Origin of the sequence: Peribacillus sp. FSL R5-0717 (assembly GCF_038002945.1) — a bacterium.
In the GTDB taxonomy this organism is placed as follows: Bacteria; Bacillota; Bacilli; order Bacillales; family DSM-1321; genus Peribacillus; species Peribacillus frigoritolerans.
Genome location: NZ_JBBOOF010000001.1, coordinates 1,763,710 through 1,781,254 on the forward strand (window position 1 = coordinate 1,763,710; position 17,545 = coordinate 1,781,254).

Here is a 17,545-nt window from a genome sequence, read left to right on the forward strand (position 1 = left end):
GATATCTTTGTTTTATTTCTCCTATGCTATTGCACAAAACAGAGCAACCCTTCGAGGACGAAGATATTATAAATTATCAATACCTAAATCGTAAAAAGCCATAAAAATAAAGGGGGATACATATTAGTCTTGTATAATAGGTATCCTCCCTTTTCTTTCCTGCTCCACAATCGCGCCTAAAATGAAATGCAAGTGAGCTTATTTTTCTCCAACTAACCCCCCCGTTTGTTCATCAAGAAAATCAACAAGATTATTTAACAGTGTCTTTTTCATTAGAAAAAGACTCACAAACGAATCAAGAGTCTTTTTTCTCGTATTTTTGTTATTAAGTATTCAGAGATCCATAATTGTTACATCCTTTACAACAGGAGAATCATTCATGCCGCTGATTAGTAAGAATCGCGAATAGTACTTTTGGATGAAACAGATGGAGAGGGCTTCGGATAAGATTCATTACTCTTACTAATCGACTATATATTTCAGGGTCAGAAGCTGAAAGTTCATATACCCTTTTGCAGTACCACTGCTTGTATGGCTGAACAAAAGTTCGCTCCCCTTTAATTTCGGGATGACGAAGAACCTCTGTTGTCGCCATCTCCCAAGGAACGTCAATAATCTTAGAAACCCTCTTATGAAATCTTTGACCAAATCCCTTGTCAGCCCTCTTCGTTTGAAAAAGAGAAGATTGCAACTCTAAAGCCTGCACCGCAGCAACAGAAATTCCCTGTCCGAAAAGAGGATCAAAACGGCAATGAGCATCACCAATGATCAAGAAACCTTCCGGAATGTTTTTTGCTAGATCAAAACGGCGTCGTACTTGATAAGGAACCCGATGTATTTTAATCTCGGAAAGAGGCTCTGCTCCCTCAAGAAATCGAAGAACGTCAGGAACAGGAAGTTTTTTAGCGTATGAGATAAATTCCTCATTTGTGTTTGGTGCATGTGCATTAGCATACCCGCTGAACGTGACAGAGAATCGGTTGTCTTCAAGAGTTTGAATATAGGCACCGTAAGGGTTATCGGGAAAGCTCGGTGATATAAGGAGGTTTTGCCATTCGGGATGTTCTTGTTTTTTAAGAGAGTAAAGGCGTGTTGCATAAAACAATTGAATCTTAACTCTTTCTTCCTTCACTTTTACATCAAGTGCTTGTAGCCACTCTATATTCTTAGAGGCAGAACCGCTGGCATCCACTACAAAACTGGCATCCAGTTCTTCTGCCAGACCCGTCTTACAGGAACGTACTCGGACTCCCAGAACGGTATGGTCATGCTTGTTTACTAGCAGCTGCTCTGTTTTTGTTTCATATCGAGTAGTAATATTAGGAACTTCCTCAACCCGTCTTTGTAAATGCCATTCAAGCATAGGCCGGCTTTGCTGAATCAGGGTAAACTCTCCAGAAAACCGATGTTTCCAATAACCAAAATGGTGCCACTTCAGATCATTTGTAAAATTAGTGACAATGCTGCCATCTTCTATTAATTGAGACAATATCTCCGGAAACAAAATCTCAATGGCTTCTTCTCCTCTTTTCAATAAAACGTGAGGGTGGTAACTCTGAGGAACTCTTTTTCTAGGAACTTTTTCTTTACATTCTTGACCTGCTTCAACGATGATAACTTGCTGAAAAAAATGAGACAACGCTTTAGCAGCTAATTTACCGGCAATCCCACCACCAATGATTACAGCCTTTTCCCGCATTTTACTCCTCCATTTTTCTTTTAAATTTGCATGATTGAAGCAATCGGAAAACTTTTACTGTTTTTCCATTTTAAGCACGACTTATTATAACTAAAAAACAAAAATAGGAGTAGAAAGATTAGCTATCACTTGGATCTGTTGATTCAACAGATCCGTTTGAAGTAGCACCAACGAATTTGCAAATGCAAAAGAGCTGTAAAAATGACCTCTTATTTTGCTATAGCCCGTTGTTGAAAAATCAAACCATTTTTTAATTCAATCAGTATATTTATCTCCAAGTGCAAATATCAGTTCCACCTAGAAACTCAAAACTTCTTGCCTTACCAATTTACAAGATTGATTGTATGATTCCACCCTCTACGCGTTGAGCAACCCCATTGATAGCAGATGCATTTTCAGAAGCGAGGAACACGATCGTATCGGCAACTTCTTCTACTGTTGCGTATCTCTGGATAAGTGAAGTAGGCTGGTCATTTTTAAAGTATTCTTTAATAAAGGTATCTAAATCTTGTCCTTTTTCATTTGCAAGATCTGTAATGAATTGAGCAAAACCTTCTGTCCATGTAGGACCTGGAAGGATCGAGTTAACGGTTACTCCAGTTCCTTTAGTTATTTCAGCAAGTCCTCGGGAAAGTGTTATTAAAGATGTTTTAGAGACACCGTAAGGAACCAGTTCGGGGTATGGTTTAATACCAGCTTCACTTGCCAAATTAATAATTCTGCCGAAGTTACGCTCCATCATCTCTTGTAAAAAAGCCCTTGATAATCGGACAGCACTTAAAACATTTACTTGGTAATAATTTAACCATTCTTCATCTGTTACTTCCAAAAATGGCTTTACCTCAAAAAATACCTGTATTATTTACTAAAACATCTAGATTTCCAATTTTATTAACTTTCTTTACCAGATACTCGCAATCTTCCGCTTTTGAAACATCAGCTGTAATACCGTAAACCGTGCCCATTGATGATAGTTCTTCAACAACTGCATTAACACCAGCTTCAGTACGTCCATTGATAATAACTCTGGCACCTTCTTGTAAAAAACTTTTGGCAGCACCTTTGCCTATACCGCTTGTCGAGCCAGTTACTAATACTAATTTCCCACTTAATTTCAAGTCCAATTCCATTACCTCACTTAATCTGAATAGAGTTTTTTATACACTAACTAAAATGCTGAAGGTGATATATTCTACATCATCCATTTCTAATACAGGTGTCGGAAGAGAAATATCTGCTTGACTTCCTTGTCTGGCATATCCCGTAGTGAATGCAGGAAAACGTTTTGATTGTCAATGCTAGTAGGCAAGTGTGCTTCTATTTGTATTTGAGTCTATGCCAATACTATCTGTACTCATAGAAATCCCTCCCTTAGATGATAAATATCTATTGATAACTTAATTGTAATTGGATTCAAGTGATTCTAATTTTAAGAATATTAAAATCAAAAGAAGGCTGATTACAGTATAGATCAGCCTTTTCTTTTATTAACCTAGTTTTTCAATAACAGCTTTTGTCACAGCTAGAGTGGATTGCGGATTTTGTCCTGTAATTAGATTTCCATCTACTTCATAATGTATGGACCAGTTTGGTGCAGCAACAAAAATGGCACCAAGATCACGTAGTTTACTTTCAAGTAAGAATGGCAGATGTCGGTCAAGAGTAGTGTCCGTTTCTTCACGATCGGTAAAGGCGTTGATGCGTTTCCCAGCTACAAGAGGTTGACCATTTGATAGAGTGGCACCAACTAAACCAGCAGGTCCATGACAAACTGCCGCAACGATCTTATCCCCCTCATAGAAATCACGTAGTAATTCCTGAAGTTTTTGATTTTCTGGAAGATCAAACATTGTTCCATGACCACCTGGTAAGAAAATTGCATCAAAACTTTCGTGAGATAAATCCTCAAGTTTCATGGTGTTTTGTAAATATTCTTCTGTCTCTAGAATCTCTTGAAGCGTGTTTTCATCTACACTACCAGGATCAACTGTACTTTTTCCTCCAAGAGGACTTGCTACTGTAATCTCGTACCCTTTATTTGTGAATTCAATATATGCTTCAGCAAACTCCGATAACCAAATACCAGTTGGTTTGCCTTCATAAATTTCTGTATGATTAGTGACAACGATTAAAACTTTTTTTGACATATGGCATTATCTCCTAAATATTATGATTTTTGTTACACTCGCTATTCTAAGCCGCAGGTTCATATAAAACAAATTATGATTTTATAATTAATCTATAAAAATATTTATAAAAAGGTTTTTTTAAAATTTTTTCTTAACATAAAATTCAAAAGATACAATATACATGTCTTTTATAAAAAGAAAAAGCACCCAGAATAACCTGGCTGCTATAAAAACGAAAAACTAGTTATATAAAAGATTAATTTATAGTTTTAGTGTTTTCTCTAATTACTTTCGTTATATTATTAATTTCAGGTAGATGTTTATGTTTCGTTTTATATGCAATATATAGTTCGTTTTTAACTTTTAAATCCTCAAAAATAACTTTAGCTTTTACCTCATTCATCGAATTTGTTAATATGTAAGTCGGAATTAAACTTAAACCAACACCGTTTTCGATTGCTTTTAGAATCATATGTAAATTAGGAATCACATGAGTAGGTCTAATTACAGGGCGTTTTTTAAAGTGCTCCCTCCATAACCTTCTTATAATCGGTAACTCCAGCCCATAACTAATCCAATCTTGTGACAAAAGCCACTGTTCTTTTAATTTGAGGTTATCAGTATCCTTAAGTATTTCCAATTGCATTGGTGCAACAATGACAAATTCCTCATCACATAATTTCATATATTCAATCCCTGGAGTTTGAAACTTTTTTGATGTGATTATTATATCCACTTTATCTTCCTTCAATAATTCTAACAAAACATCGGCAGTACCAAAATGTGAAATCATACATGTTTTATATTCTCGAAGCTGGGGAAGTATTTTTTCATTGTAAAATTCATGAGCAGATCCAATTCTGATAACTGAATGAGTTGGTAAAGAAGCTGCTTTAAAACTTATAGTAGTTTCCTCTAATGATTCAATAAGTGGAGCCAACTGTGAATATAATTCCTTGCCCCTATCGGTTGGGACCATTTTTCTTGACTTTCTTATGAATAAGGGTTCCCCAACCTCAGCTTCCAAAGCAGCTAAGTGTTGACTCATTGCTGGTTGTGTCATGATACGAGTTTTTGCAGCTTCAGAAACAGAGTTATGTATATATATATATATAAAACTTCTATACCACTCAAAATCAACCATATTATAAATCCCCCCGACCTTTTAGTTTAACAAAAGTGTTCAACAATCCCTATAGCTATTTTTCGATTATAGCTCTTAATATAATCACTTTTCATCCCCTTATTAAACTCCTTCATTCCTTACTTATTCACAGGATTTCATAACCCTTGAAATTATATTAACGGTTTAATGATATGAGTTCTAGCTGATTATGGCTTTGTGTAAATGTCAAGGGTGCTGAGTGGATTGCTCAACTTCTTCGTCATGGGTTGTTGAAGGCAAGCTTAATCCCTGGTCAATTACGTGAGGCCCCCTATAAACTAGGAGGCTTCTTTTTTACTTCTTAAGTACTTTCTTAGCAATGAAAATAACTCCTGCAACTACTGAAGCAAAAATAAGAAGCATCACAAGCATTGGAAAGAACTAGGTAAAGTTATCCATATAGTAGCCTCCTTTTAAAGTATTATGTAATCATTTATTCTAACGTACCTCCACCTGAAGAATACTACCACATCGGTTCATCCTTGTTACTTAGCTTATAACTATTTCAAAAGATAAGTCGTAACCCTTAGGTACCACCAAATGATACTGATGGTAAAATCAATAATGGTATAAATGAAAATAGGATTAATTGGTTTCTTGATTTCTTGGAAACGTATTGGGATGAATCATAGGATGAACATCTTAACTTGTTTTTAAAGGTAAATATTTTAAAAAAAAGTCTCTATCCACCCCCATTTATAGTCACAGTGCTGACAGATTGGCATATGAAACAACCTCCTTTCAATTAAATCAATATTACAAATTATCCTGCTCACGTTAGTTGAAGATTAAAAAGGCATTTCTAAGATACGAATGTTTTTAACGAGGTTATCAAGAAAAACAACCCCCACCCCTGATTTATTTCACCATAAAATCCAATGTCTTTATGCAACTATCCTGCCCCGATAGTTGCATAAAGAAAGAGCTGCCTTAAAGACAGCTCTGATCTTCAGCTAACGCCCTCGTTGGTTGAAGATTGCAACATTATTTCCAACCTGCAACATTTGAGAAAGTCTCATAATCACATCCAGTGATATACTGAAACTCTTTTCCTGTAAGCCTTTCATATGCTTCAGTTGCTATGGAAAGCAATGGTTCGAATGTATTCTCCTTAGGCATAAGTGCAGGGTATTCTAGAACCGCATTGAAAAAGCCTTCTCCTTTAGCAATTACTTCACACCGAAGGTATAAAAACACATCAGGTGAGAAGTAATCATCCTTGTTTTTACTGTATGAATATTCGCCTATGTTTTTTGCGTGTTCCTTTGTGTCTAATAAATAAAGTTTGTAGGACATGGCTTCTTCAAATTGCTTAATATTCCTTACTCCCATTTTCTCAAGCTCTCTAACAGCAACTTCTATAACTTCATCCTCATCATTAACTGACTCCCAATCTAGAAGAGATATTATGTACCAAAAGGATTCATCTGTCATCATCTTCCTTGGTTTCTGCGGTTTTTCCATTAGTTGTTCAATCTTTCGCTCTTCCTCTAGTATTTCTTTCTCAAAGTTATCTCTGTCATTGATCCAACGCCACTCATAAAAGGCTTCCATACCTGTTGTTTCATCCCAGGTGCCACCATAATTACTTTGTCTCATTTTTTTAGTCCCTTGAATGTTCCCAATGTAAAAAAAATTTCCAGGAATTTTACCATCAAACCAACAAATTGCAGGGGCGTTTTCAAAATAAAAACGGTTTTGCAGGAGAGTTTTACTTAAAACATTATTTTCAATCATTGGGATGGTCTCCCCTATATATGGGGTGGTAGCAAGAAGATAAGAGTTTCGATCACAGTTAACAATTCTTAATGCTCCATATCTCCCATCAGGGAGTTTTACCGCATATACATCCCCAATTGCTACTTTTTGTTTTTTTATCTTTTTTTGATTCTCCAATTACTCTTCCTCCTGATTTACAAAAGATGAATTATATGAAGTAACAAATGTTTATAAGAATCTTGATATGTGTATATCCATAGGTATATATTTCACCATTTAATTGGGGAATCCTTGTTGAACTAACCTGCCCCGATAGTTCCATAAAAAAAAGCTGCCTTAAAGACAGCTCCGATCTTCAGCTAAAGCACCCGTTAGCCATCCATGAAGCGCAAAAATCAGCGCTTCACCACAGAGAATGAAAATTGGTCTCTATGTCGATAATGTTTTAATGGCTGGCGAAGAAGGTCGTTGAACTATGGTGCCTTTGAGCCCATCCGTTAGTCTGACTCCGACGACCACGGTGTACCACCGACTGTCGCGCCCTTTATGGGTAGCACTCATGGGAGATTAATCCTTTTTTGGTCGTCGCGCTAGCCTCTACTTAATTTGCTATAATTGGAGGTTTTTGTTTAACGTTTTACCAAACTCAATCAGATTACTCATAAGGCTCAGCCTTTTTTTAAAAAGCGTTTTTACTGGGTCTATTTTGTTGTGATTTTTTCTGGATTTTGAGCTTTTTTAATTTTCATGGGAGTTCATTAAGGATATTTTTTTACATTCCAAAGGCCATCAAATGATGGCACTTTTCAGGAATTAACACAGTTATTAGTGTAATAATAATGATAACTTTTTTAAGACTTTTGTGACATTATTTCTAATGTGCTATGGAAATGAGGTTGACCGTGCGAAATGTCCATAGAGTAAGACTGAGACAAGCTTATCGTTTTATAATCGGCAAAAAAGCCTTCTAATTCACTTCTTGTAAAATAATGAAGAAACATATTTGAACTTTCATTATAAAACGTATGCTCTGCTAACTGCTCATACTTCTCTGGAGCTTTCTTTCTACCTGGTTCTTTATCATCAAAGGCATTAATATATACCAACCCATTTTTAATCAGCCCATTTTTCACCTTTTCGATAATAATTTTAATATCCTTATCAGGAAAAAAGTTAAGTACATTAGAAAGTATAATTAAAGAATATTTATTTGGTTCAATCTCAAAAGAAGTAATATCTTGAACTTTAGCGTTAATATTCAAATTGTGCTCTTTCGAAAGTTCCAAACATCGTTCTACTGCTGTTTCCGAAATATCGATACCCTCAACAGCAAATCCCTGTTTAGCAAAAAAAAGGGCATTTCTTCCCTCTCCAATACCTATGTCTAAAACCTCTCCGTTTTCAGGAAGCATTTCAACATATTGAGATAAGATACTATTAGGATTGAAACCCCATAAACTCTCAACATTTCTATATTCTTTCTCCCACATATTTTGTTTCATTTTGGCACCCCCGATTGTTAAAGTATTGTTTTCTACAAAATTTTCAACTAATAATTCAGGGCTATTTCAAAATACACTATCCAGATTTTTAGTTGTATATGAGTGCTTTTTTTATTTTCAAAAGGCTCCCAAATTGGCGGCCTTCTTAATGAACTAACTTACCCGATACTAAAATTAGAAATTTAATTAGCTTTTCTTGTTCCTCTTAAAAAATAAGTAACCTAAAACACCTAAAATTAATGCTATACCTCCGAAAACAATAACTTGATATATAATATCCCCTAACACGACCTGTTCCTCCTATTCTAAAAAACATATTCCTAAATCTATATACAAGATTTTACCTAAAAAGGTTTCAACTGATTTTTTGATTCTAAAAGTCTTATTAAACTAAACTGCCCCGATCGTTCCATAAGAAAAAGCTGTCTTAAAGACAGCCCCGATCTTAAGCTAAAGCACCCGTTAGCTTAAGTGTATTTCTTCACAAACTCTCCATTGTATTGATTCCCTATTTTTTAATAACAATGGATAATTTATAATTTGCATGCTCGTTTAACCCTTCCAAAAAATTATTCATTAATTCATTGGTTGGAAATTTACATTCAAGAAGGTAACAACCATCTCCACTGATTTTATAGTTACGTACAAGGTATTGTTCCTGCGTTTTGATGAATGACTAATATGGCTGTTGGTTTGTACTCTGTGTAATGATGGTTAGAAAAGCATGTATATAAAATCCCAATTTGACATGATTAACTTTTATGGTATATCCCTCAATAACCCCACTATCCTCTAACTTTGCCACCCTAGCTGAAGTAGCTGGTCCAGTTAAGTGGACTTTCTCGCCTAATTCTTTCATCGTGATACGACTATTCTTGGATAGTTCATCAAGGATATCCATATCCGTCTTATCTAACATTTTAATAATCCTTTCATTAACAAAGTAAAACCGCCTAAAGACTTTGTTTACCCCATGTATTCGTTAGTTGGTCATAGTTTAAACTAAAAGAGTGCTAAAACAAAACAAAACAAAAAGGAGATAATAAACATGAATATACATCAAATTCGTAATGCAACAATCGTTGTGGAATACGCAGGGAAAAAGTTTTTAATCGATCCAATGTTAGCGGAAAAAGGTACTTACCCACCTTTCCCAAATTCGCCAAGGCAAGATCAAAACAATCCTTTAGTAAGCTTACCAACATCCATTGACAATATTATAAAAGATATAGATGCAGTTATTGTTACTCATTTGCACTATGATCATTGGGATGATGCTGCTAAAGAAGCTTTACCAAAAGAGACCAAAATATTTGCCCAAAATGAAGAAGATGCGACAGAGATTCGAAACGCTGGTTTCCAAAATGTAGAGGTTTTACAAGACGATACAAAGTTTGAAGGTATTCAATTAGTAAAAACAAAAGGCGAGCACGGAAGAGGAGAAATCTTAAAGCTTGCTGGTCAAGTTTGTGGGATTGTGTTTAAACATGCGACTGAAAAGACACTTTACGTAGCTGGAGACACTGTATGGTATGAAGAAGTTCAAAATGTAATTGAGGCAAATAAACCAGAAGTTATTGTTGTAAATGCTGGGGATAACCAATTCTTCCAAGGCGGTTCTCTAGTCATGGGCAAAGATGATGTCTATGAAGTGCACAAAGCTGCTCCTGAAGCTAAAATTATTTGTGTTCACATGGAAGCTGTTAACCACTGGGGATTGTCTAGAGAAGACTTAAAGAGCTTTATTAACGAAAAAGAGATGTCTTCTAACGTTTTAGTACCAGCTGACGGTGAATCATATACATTCTAATAATAATAGGATAAATAGTCCATTAAGGGAGAGATATCTGTGTCTGTTGAGGCTAACAAAGAACTAGTTCGTCGTTTTTATGAAACAATTGAACAAGAAAATTATGAGGCTCTTAAAGATTATTGCCATGAAAACTTTGTATTCTACCCACAGTTGGATACACCCTTTCCAGGCTTAGAAGGCTTAGTGGAATCTGAAAAGAAAAACTTTGATGCATTCCCTGGCTTTAAAATGCCTATTCAATCCATAATAGCTGAAGGTGATCAAGTAGCAGCATATCTCACCTTTGAAGGAACTCATACAGGTATCCCGTTGTTGGGTGTTCCTGCTACTGGAAAAACCGTTAGATTCTCTCTTATGATGAAGTTACGAATTGAAGATGGTAAAATCATTGAGAAAAGATCACATGTTGATGTAAATGATGTTCTTCGACAGCTTAAAGATTAATTTTTTTATTAAATCAAATGAATCAGTATCAAATTGACCCTTTTTGGGTCTTTTTTTATTTTTTTCTCATCTAAGTTCCCCTAATGTTAAATCACCATATTCAGATCCGTTATTAAACTAAACTGCCCCTTTAGTGCCATAAGAAAAAGGCAGCCTCGCCTTAATTTATTTTAAAATCTATGTATATAACTCTTAACAATATCAAAACCTATGACTAGCAACACATTACATTCATAGGAGCTGACAACATGGCTAGAAATAATAACAGTAATGAATTAGTAGTTAATGGTGCAGAGCAAGCTCTAGAACAAATGAAATACGAAATCGCTAGTGAATTCGGTGTTACACTAGGCGCTGATACAACATCCCGTGCAAACGGATCTGTTGGTGGAGAAATTACAAAACGTTTAGTGCAAATGGCTGAACAGCAATTAGGCGGAAGAACTCGTTAATCGAAATCATATGTAATGTTAGGGATAGTGATTCGACTATCCCTATTTATAATTCTACAAATTTCAAAAAAGAAACAGAAACAACAGTGGCTGTTATTTTGCTATGTCGCAGTACGAAAACTTATGCTTATTCAACTAAACTGCCCCGATAGTTCCATAAAGAAAAAGCTGCCTTAAAGACAGCCCTGATCTTCAGCTAACGCACCCGTTAGTTCATTAAGGAACAGGCTCGCACCTGTTATTCATTAGGCATTAATAACCCGTAAAGCCTCCAAATACATTATTTACAAGAAAAGATGTAATATTATTCATCAAATCAAAGAACAAGACAACTCCCATAATAATTGTGAAATAACCGCCAAATCGAGTTATATTGTGATTATATTTCCTTATCCATCCTGATTTACCGATAAAAAAGGACATTGTAAAGAACGGTATGGAAAAACCAAGTATATAAGCAATCATATATATTAATCCCTGACCAGTAGATAAACCAAGGGCCATAACGGCACCTAATATTGGTCCTACGCAAGGAGTCCAACCAGCAGCATACCCTGTTCCAATTAAAACAGAACCTATATAACCTGATGGACGATTTTTAAAAGTTATTTTCCTATCTATCATTAAAAATTTTGGTTGAAAAACCCCAACAATAATTAACCCAAAAACAATTATCAAAATTGCCCCTACTTGTCTAATTAAATCAATGTATTCATAAAAAAGGGCATAAAAAAACGATGTTGATAACCCTAACACTACAAAAATAATTGAAAACCCAATCAAAAAGAAAAAGGTATGAAGTATTGTCTTCCGATTTAATTTTCTACTATCTTCTTTTAACTCACTAACTGAAAAGCCTGTAATATAAGATAAAAATGCAGGATATAAAGGCAAACAACACGGAGATATAAAAGATAATACCCCTGCACCGAAAGATAAAAAAATGTTTAAGTCTTCCAATCCAATTTCCTCCTATTTTGTTTTTTATCGCATGTAGATTTTACCATATATTCCTGTGTTTTCTTGAACTATCCTGCCTGCATAAAGAAAAAGCTGCCTAAAAGACAGCTCCGATCTTAAGCTAACGCACCTGATATTTCAAATGGTCTAAATAGTGTTTTATCCATTAAGTAAAACAGAAAATTAATGAAAAGATTATGGCTAATATTGCATCCTGTCTCGTAGTTGTTCTTATCAGTGGCATCCAGCTAATCTTACCCATTTGGCTAACAAGTCTTGCAATAATAAAAAAGATAACAAAAAAACTAAAAAACGTTCCTAACATAATTCACCTCTACACTCTACTTTTCTCTAAATTATACCAGTTCTTATGCAACTAACCTGCCCCGTTAGTTCCATAAGAAAAAGAGCTGATCGTGATCGTCACAGCTCATTAAAGCTATAGTTAAATTAATCAAGTAATCTACTATTTATATATACGTACACAATCGTTAATAAAAGCAACATAGCAATTATAAGTACCGTTAATTCATAAGGATAGTCAATAAAACTATTGAGAACTACTAATAATCCTAACGGTAGAAAAAAAGTTCCACCTGTTACTGTACCTAATAAAGACTTATTTTTTATCATTTTTTCATTAAACCCTGCTAACAACCAGGTCTGTTTTTTCACAGCTACTAAGTACGATACAAGTAAAAGAGCTATACCAATAACCAATAATCCACCTTTTCACCCCCAAAGGACAATATTATTTTACTTTAACACGAACTAAAAAGGTAAAAGTTACCTTTCCCTATTGATATTACCACAAAAAACCATTTTTATTATTCAACTAACCTGCCCCGTTAATTCAATAAGAAAAAGAGCTGCCAAAGCAACTCTCTTATCGAAGTAAAGCAACTGAAAGTGGGACAAGGAAGGATTAAGTGTATAATTCTTTTTTTAAAGCCTTAATTCCATCAATTACACTTTTTACATTTTCATCATTATTCAATTTGTTTCTTGCATGGAGCAAAACTGGTCTAACAGATTCTACCGAACGTCCAAAATCGTACATCCATTCATATCGAGGAACCATCCAAGTATGAAAATGGTGGGTAGTATCTTCATTATAAAAGTAATAAACATGTTCTATCCCCAATACTTCCCTTTGAGCTTTTCTAATCTTAGATAATAAGTTTATGTAATCAACCTTTTCTAAGTCATTTAACTCGTCAAAGCACTTAATATGGCGTTTAGATGCTAAAATTACTAAACCTTTAATGGGATATGCAACGTCTTGGTGAGCATGAAAATATTCAGTTTCGACTATTACACCACCATCAGGTTCTATTTCCCCACTTGTTAAAGCACAACTTAAACATTCGACTTCAACTGTTTTTCCATTAGACAAAGTAATTTCCCTCATAATTCCCTCCAAAAACAAAATATTATCTCTCTTAAAAAGATAAAAATTTCTAACTGGAAGAGATGTTATAGATCATTGTCCAAGATGTTCCTGATGAACCACAGTGTTCAAATCCAAGTTTCTTATAAAGTTGTACAGCCTGAGTGTTTTTAGGGTCAACGCTCAAAGAAAGTGATGTATATCCATCTCTAGAAGCTGTTTCAAATAACTTTCCCATAAGCAGGTTACCTATTCCCTTACCTCTTACTTTATTAATTACAGCTATACCTAGTTCAGGAGTCTTATCATCAACATATCCATAACCTTTTTGATTTTCTGCAAATAGGCGATACCATGCAGCACCAACAGGAAAATTATCCTCAAAAGCAATTATTGCTCTATCACCTTTTCGTCCCCATCCCTCACTATATTTTTTGATATGTAGTAAATTTAACAGTTCTTCTTTAGGTGGCTTATTTTCAGGAATATGAATAGCTTCATACATCATATCCGTTAAAAAATCTAAATCATGCTCACTTTGTTCCAAACTTTTTACATGTATCAAAATTAATCACCCCATTTGTTTTTATACTAATTCGACATAGACATTTTATTACCTGTTCTGCAACTAACCTGCCCCTTTAGTGCCATAAGAAAAAGGCTGCCTCAGCAACCTTCCTTATTGAAGTAAAGCACCCGTTAGTTCCATAAGACAATAAACAAATTGACCCCCAAATTAAAGAGACATTTATAAATGATTCAATATAGTTATAAAGCATCCATGTTGGATATTATGTTGAATGTCTCCATATTCTTTTACTAAATGAGTAAAGATTTCATCAAGTATTTCATTTCGTTGATTTTCTGTAAATCCTGAAAGCCAAGATAGAGAACCAACTCTTCCACACCAGTCTTTATTGGTAAAAGATACTGTGTAATTGAACTTATATGTTTCTTTTAAGTCAAATTTATGTTTCTGCCATTCCTTAAACCACTCAACTGGAAATCCATTGATAAACTGTTTTGATTCAGCCTTAGCGCCAGCCGGTTTTAACTCTCCATTTGGCATATGTGCTTTAATAATTTGAAGTGTATCATCTATAACTTTACTTTCTGATATAAACCCTGAATCCATTACAATCAATTTACCCTTTTTCGCCAGAATTCTTTTAATTTCATCTAGGGTTTTTTCCCGATTAAACCAGTGCCATGCTCTTAAAACAGTTACATAATCATACAAATCATTATCTAACGTTGTAGATTCAGCGTATGTATTTATATACTCAATAATATTACCTTCACTCTTATCAATTACTTTCGCTTGTTCTATTAATTCTGCTGAAGGTTCTACTCCCACAACAGCTGCACCCTCATTATGTAAAACTCGACTTAATACTCCCGTCCCAGAACCCAAATCCACCACTTTTTTATTGTTAAAATCTATTCCTCTAAGTTTTAAACTTTCCAATAACTCAACAGGTAAGTCATTTCTATATTGAACGTAATTTTTTGCCACGTTTCCAAAATTTACTTCCATCCATATCCCTCCAAGGAACATTTTCCAAACTATTCAAATTATAACATATTCTGCATGTACCCTTAATGAACTAACCTGCCCCGTTAGTGCCATAAGAAAAAGCTGCCTTAAAGACAGCTTCGATCTTCAGCTAACGCACCCGTTAGTTCATTAAGAAAAGCGAAACTTCTTCAAGAATCGCGCCCTTTAATGGAGTAATCATTAATTTTCTAGGTTAGACAATGGATAATATACTATTAAGACAATTATCCATTCTACCACCACCTAATAAAATCTTTTTATAATCTCAATTAGATAATATGGTAGCGACATCTTGAATTGCCTTTCTACCTGCTAGGCTAATACCACCTAACTGAAAAAAGCCATGTGTAACTCCAAGGTACCGTTGGCATTGTGCTTCTACCCCTGCATTAAGTAAACGACGATAAAAATCTTCACCTTCGTCAACAAGAGGGTCAAATTCAGCAGTTAAAATGTGAGTCTCTGGTAACCCTTCGAGATCATCTGAGTATAACGGACTTGCTTCTGGGTGCTCAGGGGGTAGACAATTTGATAAATAAGCCTCAAAGCCACTTATTAAAGCATCGGCTGTCACCACATAATCATCACCGAATTTTTTATAACTATCGCTTGATGCCTTTGCATCAAGCATTGGGTAAATTAGAATTTGCCGTTTAGGCATCAAATGGCCTTGTTTTTTTAATCGTAAACACGTTACTAAAGCAAGATGTCCACCTGCGCTGTCGCCAGCAATAGAAATGTTGTCTGGATTCCCTCCCCAAGATAAAGCATGCTGGCGTACGACATGAACGGATTTCACCGCATCGTCATGAGCTGCTGGATAAACATGCTCTGGAGCTAACGGATAATCAACAGCGATAACTAAAGCGCCTCCTAAGTTAGCTATCTGTCGCAACTGGCGATCGTGAGTTTCGAAGTCACCACTAACAAAACACCCTCCATGATAATAAATCATAATTGGAAGGTTACCTTGATCTAATGGCTTGTATATACGAAGCCGTAAGTCATCGATTGTTTGTTCAAAAACATCCCATACCGGCAAGGCTTCACCAGCTAAATTAATTGAGCTCAGATATCCCTTCCGACGATCCTGAATTGTTTGTTTACTTGCTGACGGACGACTGCTATTGATAAACTGCGTAACTAATTTTCGAATACCAGGTTCTAGGTAGTTTAAATTTGTCATTTCTGGTTCACCCTCTATTTTTGATAGTAATATTTTAACATGAACAAGCTAGGAATTAATTTAGAGCTTCCTGATTTACTTAGTAACCTTCATCCCAAAAGGAGATCTTGTTAGCGCGCACCTATGAGTATGATTTTCTACAATCTGGCCCAATTGTTGAATAAAGATCAAACAGCACTCTTCAACTATCCTGCCCCTTTAGTTGCATAAGAAAAAAGCTGCCTTAAAGACAGCTCTGATCCTAAGCTAACGCACCAGTTAGTTGATTAACTGGGGGCACACCCATTTGAAAATTAATCAAAATGGATAGGTTCTTGCGGATTATGTAAATGTTTAAAAGCCAATTCAATTTGTGATTCTGTATTTCTAGCTATTGATAATGATGGTAGTTCATTTTCAGCAAAAAACTCAACTGCACTCGTTTCTATTCCTTCTTTTGGTTGGCCACCAATTATTTCACATTGGATAAACATTTTATAAACGTGATAAAGTGACGGAGGGTGTGGATGACATTTCTTATCAAGGACACCTAACAATTTAATTGCTTTAACATCAAACCCTGCTTCTTCTTTTACTTCTTTAACTGCGACTTCACTTGGAGTTAATCCGATATCGCCCCAACCTCCTGGTAAAGACCAATCTCCATCAGTGTTTTCTCTAACCATTAAAATCTTATTATCTCTAAAGACAACTGACCTAATATCTACCTTAGGAGTCGCATAACCAGTTTCATTGGCAAACAGATCTTTTATTATTATCTTGTTCATATCTGTTTGATGCGACAATATTTCAACGCTTATATTTCTTACCAATTCAAATCTTTCCAAGTCATATACATCTTTCGAATACGTTAATCCCGCCTGTGCAATCGATTGGAGTTGTTTCGCCCATTCAAGCCATTTAGGTTCCATATATTTCACCACCAATTCAATAATGCCTAAATATTACCATTAATCCTTTAGAATTGATAATAACCTATTCAGCTATCCTGCCCCGTTAGTTCCATAAGAAAAAGCTGCCTTAAAGACAGCTCCGATCTTTAGCTAACGCACCTGTTAGTTCATTAAGGAATGATTCAATACTCAACTATATTTAGCCATTGACCATCAGGACCAATGGTTATGTGAGGGATTTTATTTGATTCAAATACGTTGTAAATATCAATGTTCTTGTTTAATATATTTAAATGTTGAGATATATCAGTCTTTGAAAACACTAACAAATCCATTGTTGTAGACCGTAAGTAAAATTCGTATATATATTGTTTCTTTCTATCCTTTACATATCCTAAAAACCCCATTGTTCTTGGAAAAATGCGTGTTAGAGGGAACGGAAATTTATTAATTATAATAAAATCATTTGAAAGTTCGTTAAATAGTTCTTCTTCCCATTCAGGAATAACGGCATAGATATAACAGTCTTTCTTATAAATGCCATTGATTATACCAACAAACTCCTGTTCATTTATTTCTTCGTCAAGCAATATTTCCCTTACCTTTGGAACACTTTTCAATCCAATCACCCCTTA

At 35.1% G+C, this 17,545-nt stretch carries 17 protein-coding genes and 2 pseudogenes; 3 read left to right on the forward strand and 16 right to left on the reverse strand.

Annotation, left to right across the window (positions count from 1 at the left end; translation table 11 throughout):
- Positions 1-373: 373 nt before the first annotated feature.
- The 8 genes and pseudogenes from NYE65_RS08535 to NYE65_RS08565 all read right to left on the reverse strand — a co-directional run bounded on the left by NYE65_RS08535 (position 374) and on the right by NYE65_RS08565 (position 9,133).
- Entirely contained in the window at positions 374-1,699 is a 1,326-nt protein-coding gene (locus NYE65_RS08535) for an FAD-dependent oxidoreductase (protein WP_253514430.1), read from the reverse strand.
- 328 nt (positions 1,700-2,027) lie between these two features.
- A pseudogene (locus NYE65_RS08540) lies at positions 2,028-2,823 on the reverse strand (SDR family NAD(P)-dependent oxidoreductase).
- A gap of 363 nt (positions 2,824-3,186) precedes the next feature.
- Complete coding sequence (locus NYE65_RS08545; protein WP_340860510.1) at positions 3,187-3,846, reverse strand: type 1 glutamine amidotransferase domain-containing protein; 660 nt, start codon at positions 3,844-3,846, stop codon at positions 3,187-3,189.
- Positions 3,847-4,084: 238 nt separating this feature from the next.
- A complete protein-coding gene (locus NYE65_RS08550) occupies positions 4,085-4,972 on the reverse strand; it encodes a LysR family transcriptional regulator (protein ID WP_340860512.1) in 888 nt (295 codons plus the stop codon).
- 1,005 nt (positions 4,973-5,977) lie between these two features.
- Positions 5,978-6,889, reverse strand: a complete 912-nt coding sequence (locus tag NYE65_RS08555) for a DUF4240 domain-containing protein (RefSeq protein ID WP_328177393.1) — start codon at positions 6,887-6,889, stop codon at positions 5,978-5,980.
- 674 nt (positions 6,890-7,563) lie between these two features.
- Entirely contained in the window at positions 7,564-8,214 is a 651-nt protein-coding gene (locus NYE65_RS08560) for a class I SAM-dependent methyltransferase (RefSeq protein ID WP_340860515.1), read from the reverse strand.
- A gap of 186 nt (positions 8,215-8,400) precedes the next feature.
- Positions 8,401-8,502 carry an LPXTG cell wall anchor domain-containing protein gene (locus NYE65_RS27210; RefSeq protein WP_412762767.1) on the reverse strand — a complete coding sequence of 34 codons (102 nt, stop codon included), beginning with the start codon at positions 8,500-8,502 and terminating at the stop codon, positions 8,401-8,403.
- 220 nt (positions 8,503-8,722) lie between these two features.
- Positions 8,723-9,133 (reverse strand): annotated as a pseudogene (locus NYE65_RS08565) (Lrp/AsnC family transcriptional regulator).
- 129 nt (positions 9,134-9,262) lie between these two features.
- Between NYE65_RS08565 and NYE65_RS08570 the strand changes: the two are divergent.
- The 3 genes from NYE65_RS08570 to NYE65_RS08580 all read left to right on the forward strand — a co-directional run bounded on the left by NYE65_RS08570 (position 9,263) and on the right by NYE65_RS08580 (position 10,923).
- Positions 9,263-10,024, forward strand: a complete 762-nt coding sequence (locus tag NYE65_RS08570) for an MBL fold metallo-hydrolase (protein WP_328176550.1) — start codon at positions 9,263-9,265, stop codon at positions 10,022-10,024.
- A gap of 39 nt (positions 10,025-10,063) precedes the next feature.
- Positions 10,064-10,471, forward strand: a complete 408-nt coding sequence (locus NYE65_RS08575; protein ID WP_214926098.1) for an ester cyclase — start codon at positions 10,064-10,066, stop codon at positions 10,469-10,471.
- A gap of 248 nt (positions 10,472-10,719) precedes the next feature.
- Complete coding sequence (locus tag NYE65_RS08580; RefSeq protein ID WP_230163494.1) at positions 10,720-10,923, forward strand: alpha/beta-type small acid-soluble spore protein; 204 nt, start codon at positions 10,720-10,722, stop codon at positions 10,921-10,923.
- A gap of 252 nt (positions 10,924-11,175) precedes the next feature.
- Here NYE65_RS08580 and NYE65_RS08585 read toward each other — a convergent pair whose 3' ends face one another.
- From NYE65_RS08585 to NYE65_RS08620, 8 genes are all read right to left on the reverse strand, one after another.
- A complete protein-coding gene (locus tag NYE65_RS08585; RefSeq protein ID WP_340860523.1) occupies positions 11,176-11,883 on the reverse strand; it encodes a cytochrome c biogenesis CcdA family protein in 708 nt (235 codons plus the stop codon).
- Between the two features lie 450 nt (positions 11,884-12,333).
- Positions 12,334-12,603, reverse strand: coding sequence for a DUF3784 domain-containing protein (locus NYE65_RS08590; RefSeq protein WP_340860525.1), 270 nt, complete (start codon positions 12,601-12,603; stop codon positions 12,334-12,336).
- A gap of 205 nt (positions 12,604-12,808) precedes the next feature.
- A complete protein-coding gene (locus NYE65_RS08595; RefSeq protein ID WP_134783723.1) occupies positions 12,809-13,294 on the reverse strand; it encodes an HIT family protein in 486 nt (161 codons plus the stop codon).
- 49 nt (positions 13,295-13,343) lie between these two features.
- A complete protein-coding gene (locus NYE65_RS08600; protein ID WP_328177910.1) occupies positions 13,344-13,838 on the reverse strand; it encodes a GNAT family N-acetyltransferase in 495 nt (164 codons plus the stop codon).
- A 183-nt stretch (positions 13,839-14,021) separates the two neighbouring features.
- A complete protein-coding gene (locus tag NYE65_RS08605) occupies positions 14,022-14,810 on the reverse strand; it encodes a class I SAM-dependent methyltransferase (RefSeq protein WP_340860528.1) in 789 nt (262 codons plus the stop codon).
- A gap of 286 nt (positions 14,811-15,096) precedes the next feature.
- Positions 15,097-16,017: an alpha/beta hydrolase gene (locus NYE65_RS08610; RefSeq protein WP_340860530.1), complete on the reverse strand. Its 921-nt coding sequence runs from the start codon at positions 16,015-16,017 to the stop codon at positions 15,097-15,099.
- A gap of 293 nt (positions 16,018-16,310) precedes the next feature.
- Complete coding sequence (locus tag NYE65_RS08615) at positions 16,311-16,928, reverse strand: NUDIX hydrolase (protein WP_340860532.1); 618 nt, start codon at positions 16,926-16,928, stop codon at positions 16,311-16,313.
- Between the two features lie 164 nt (positions 16,929-17,092).
- A complete protein-coding gene (locus NYE65_RS08620; RefSeq protein ID WP_340860534.1) occupies positions 17,093-17,530 on the reverse strand; it encodes a hypothetical protein in 438 nt (145 codons plus the stop codon).
- Positions 17,531-17,545 lie beyond the last annotated feature (15 nt).

Coding starts and splice junctions, on each gene's coding strand:
- NYE65_RS08610 (WP_340860530.1), bottom strand. CDS start 16,017: ATGACAAATTTAAACTACCTAGAACCTGGTATTCGAAAATTAGTTACG.
- NYE65_RS08570 (WP_328176550.1), top strand. CDS start 9,263: ATGAATATACATCAAATTCGTAATGCAACAATCGTTGTGGAATACGCA.
- NYE65_RS08580 (WP_230163494.1), top strand. CDS start 10,720: ATGGCTAGAAATAATAACAGTAATGAATTAGTAGTTAATGGTGCAGAG.
- NYE65_RS08605 (WP_340860528.1), bottom strand. CDS start 14,810: ATGGAAGTAAATTTTGGAAACGTGGCAAAAAATTACGTTCAATATAGA.
- NYE65_RS08595 (WP_134783723.1), bottom strand. CDS start 13,294: ATGAGGGAAATTACTTTGTCTAATGGAAAAACAGTTGAAGTCGAATGT.
- NYE65_RS08550 (WP_340860512.1), bottom strand. CDS start 4,972: ATGGTTGATTTTGAGTGGTATAGAAGTTTTATATATATATATATACAT.
- NYE65_RS08615 (WP_340860532.1), bottom strand. CDS start 16,928: ATGGAACCTAAATGGCTTGAATGGGCGAAACAACTCCAATCGATTGCA.
- NYE65_RS08560 (WP_340860515.1), bottom strand. CDS start 8,214: ATGAAACAAAATATGTGGGAGAAAGAATATAGAAATGTTGAGAGTTTA.
- NYE65_RS08535 (WP_253514430.1), bottom strand. CDS start 1,699: ATGCGGGAAAAGGCTGTAATCATTGGTGGTGGGATTGCCGGTAAATTA.
- NYE65_RS08545 (WP_340860510.1), bottom strand. CDS start 3,846: ATGTCAAAAAAAGTTTTAATCGTTGTCACTAATCATACAGAAATTTAT.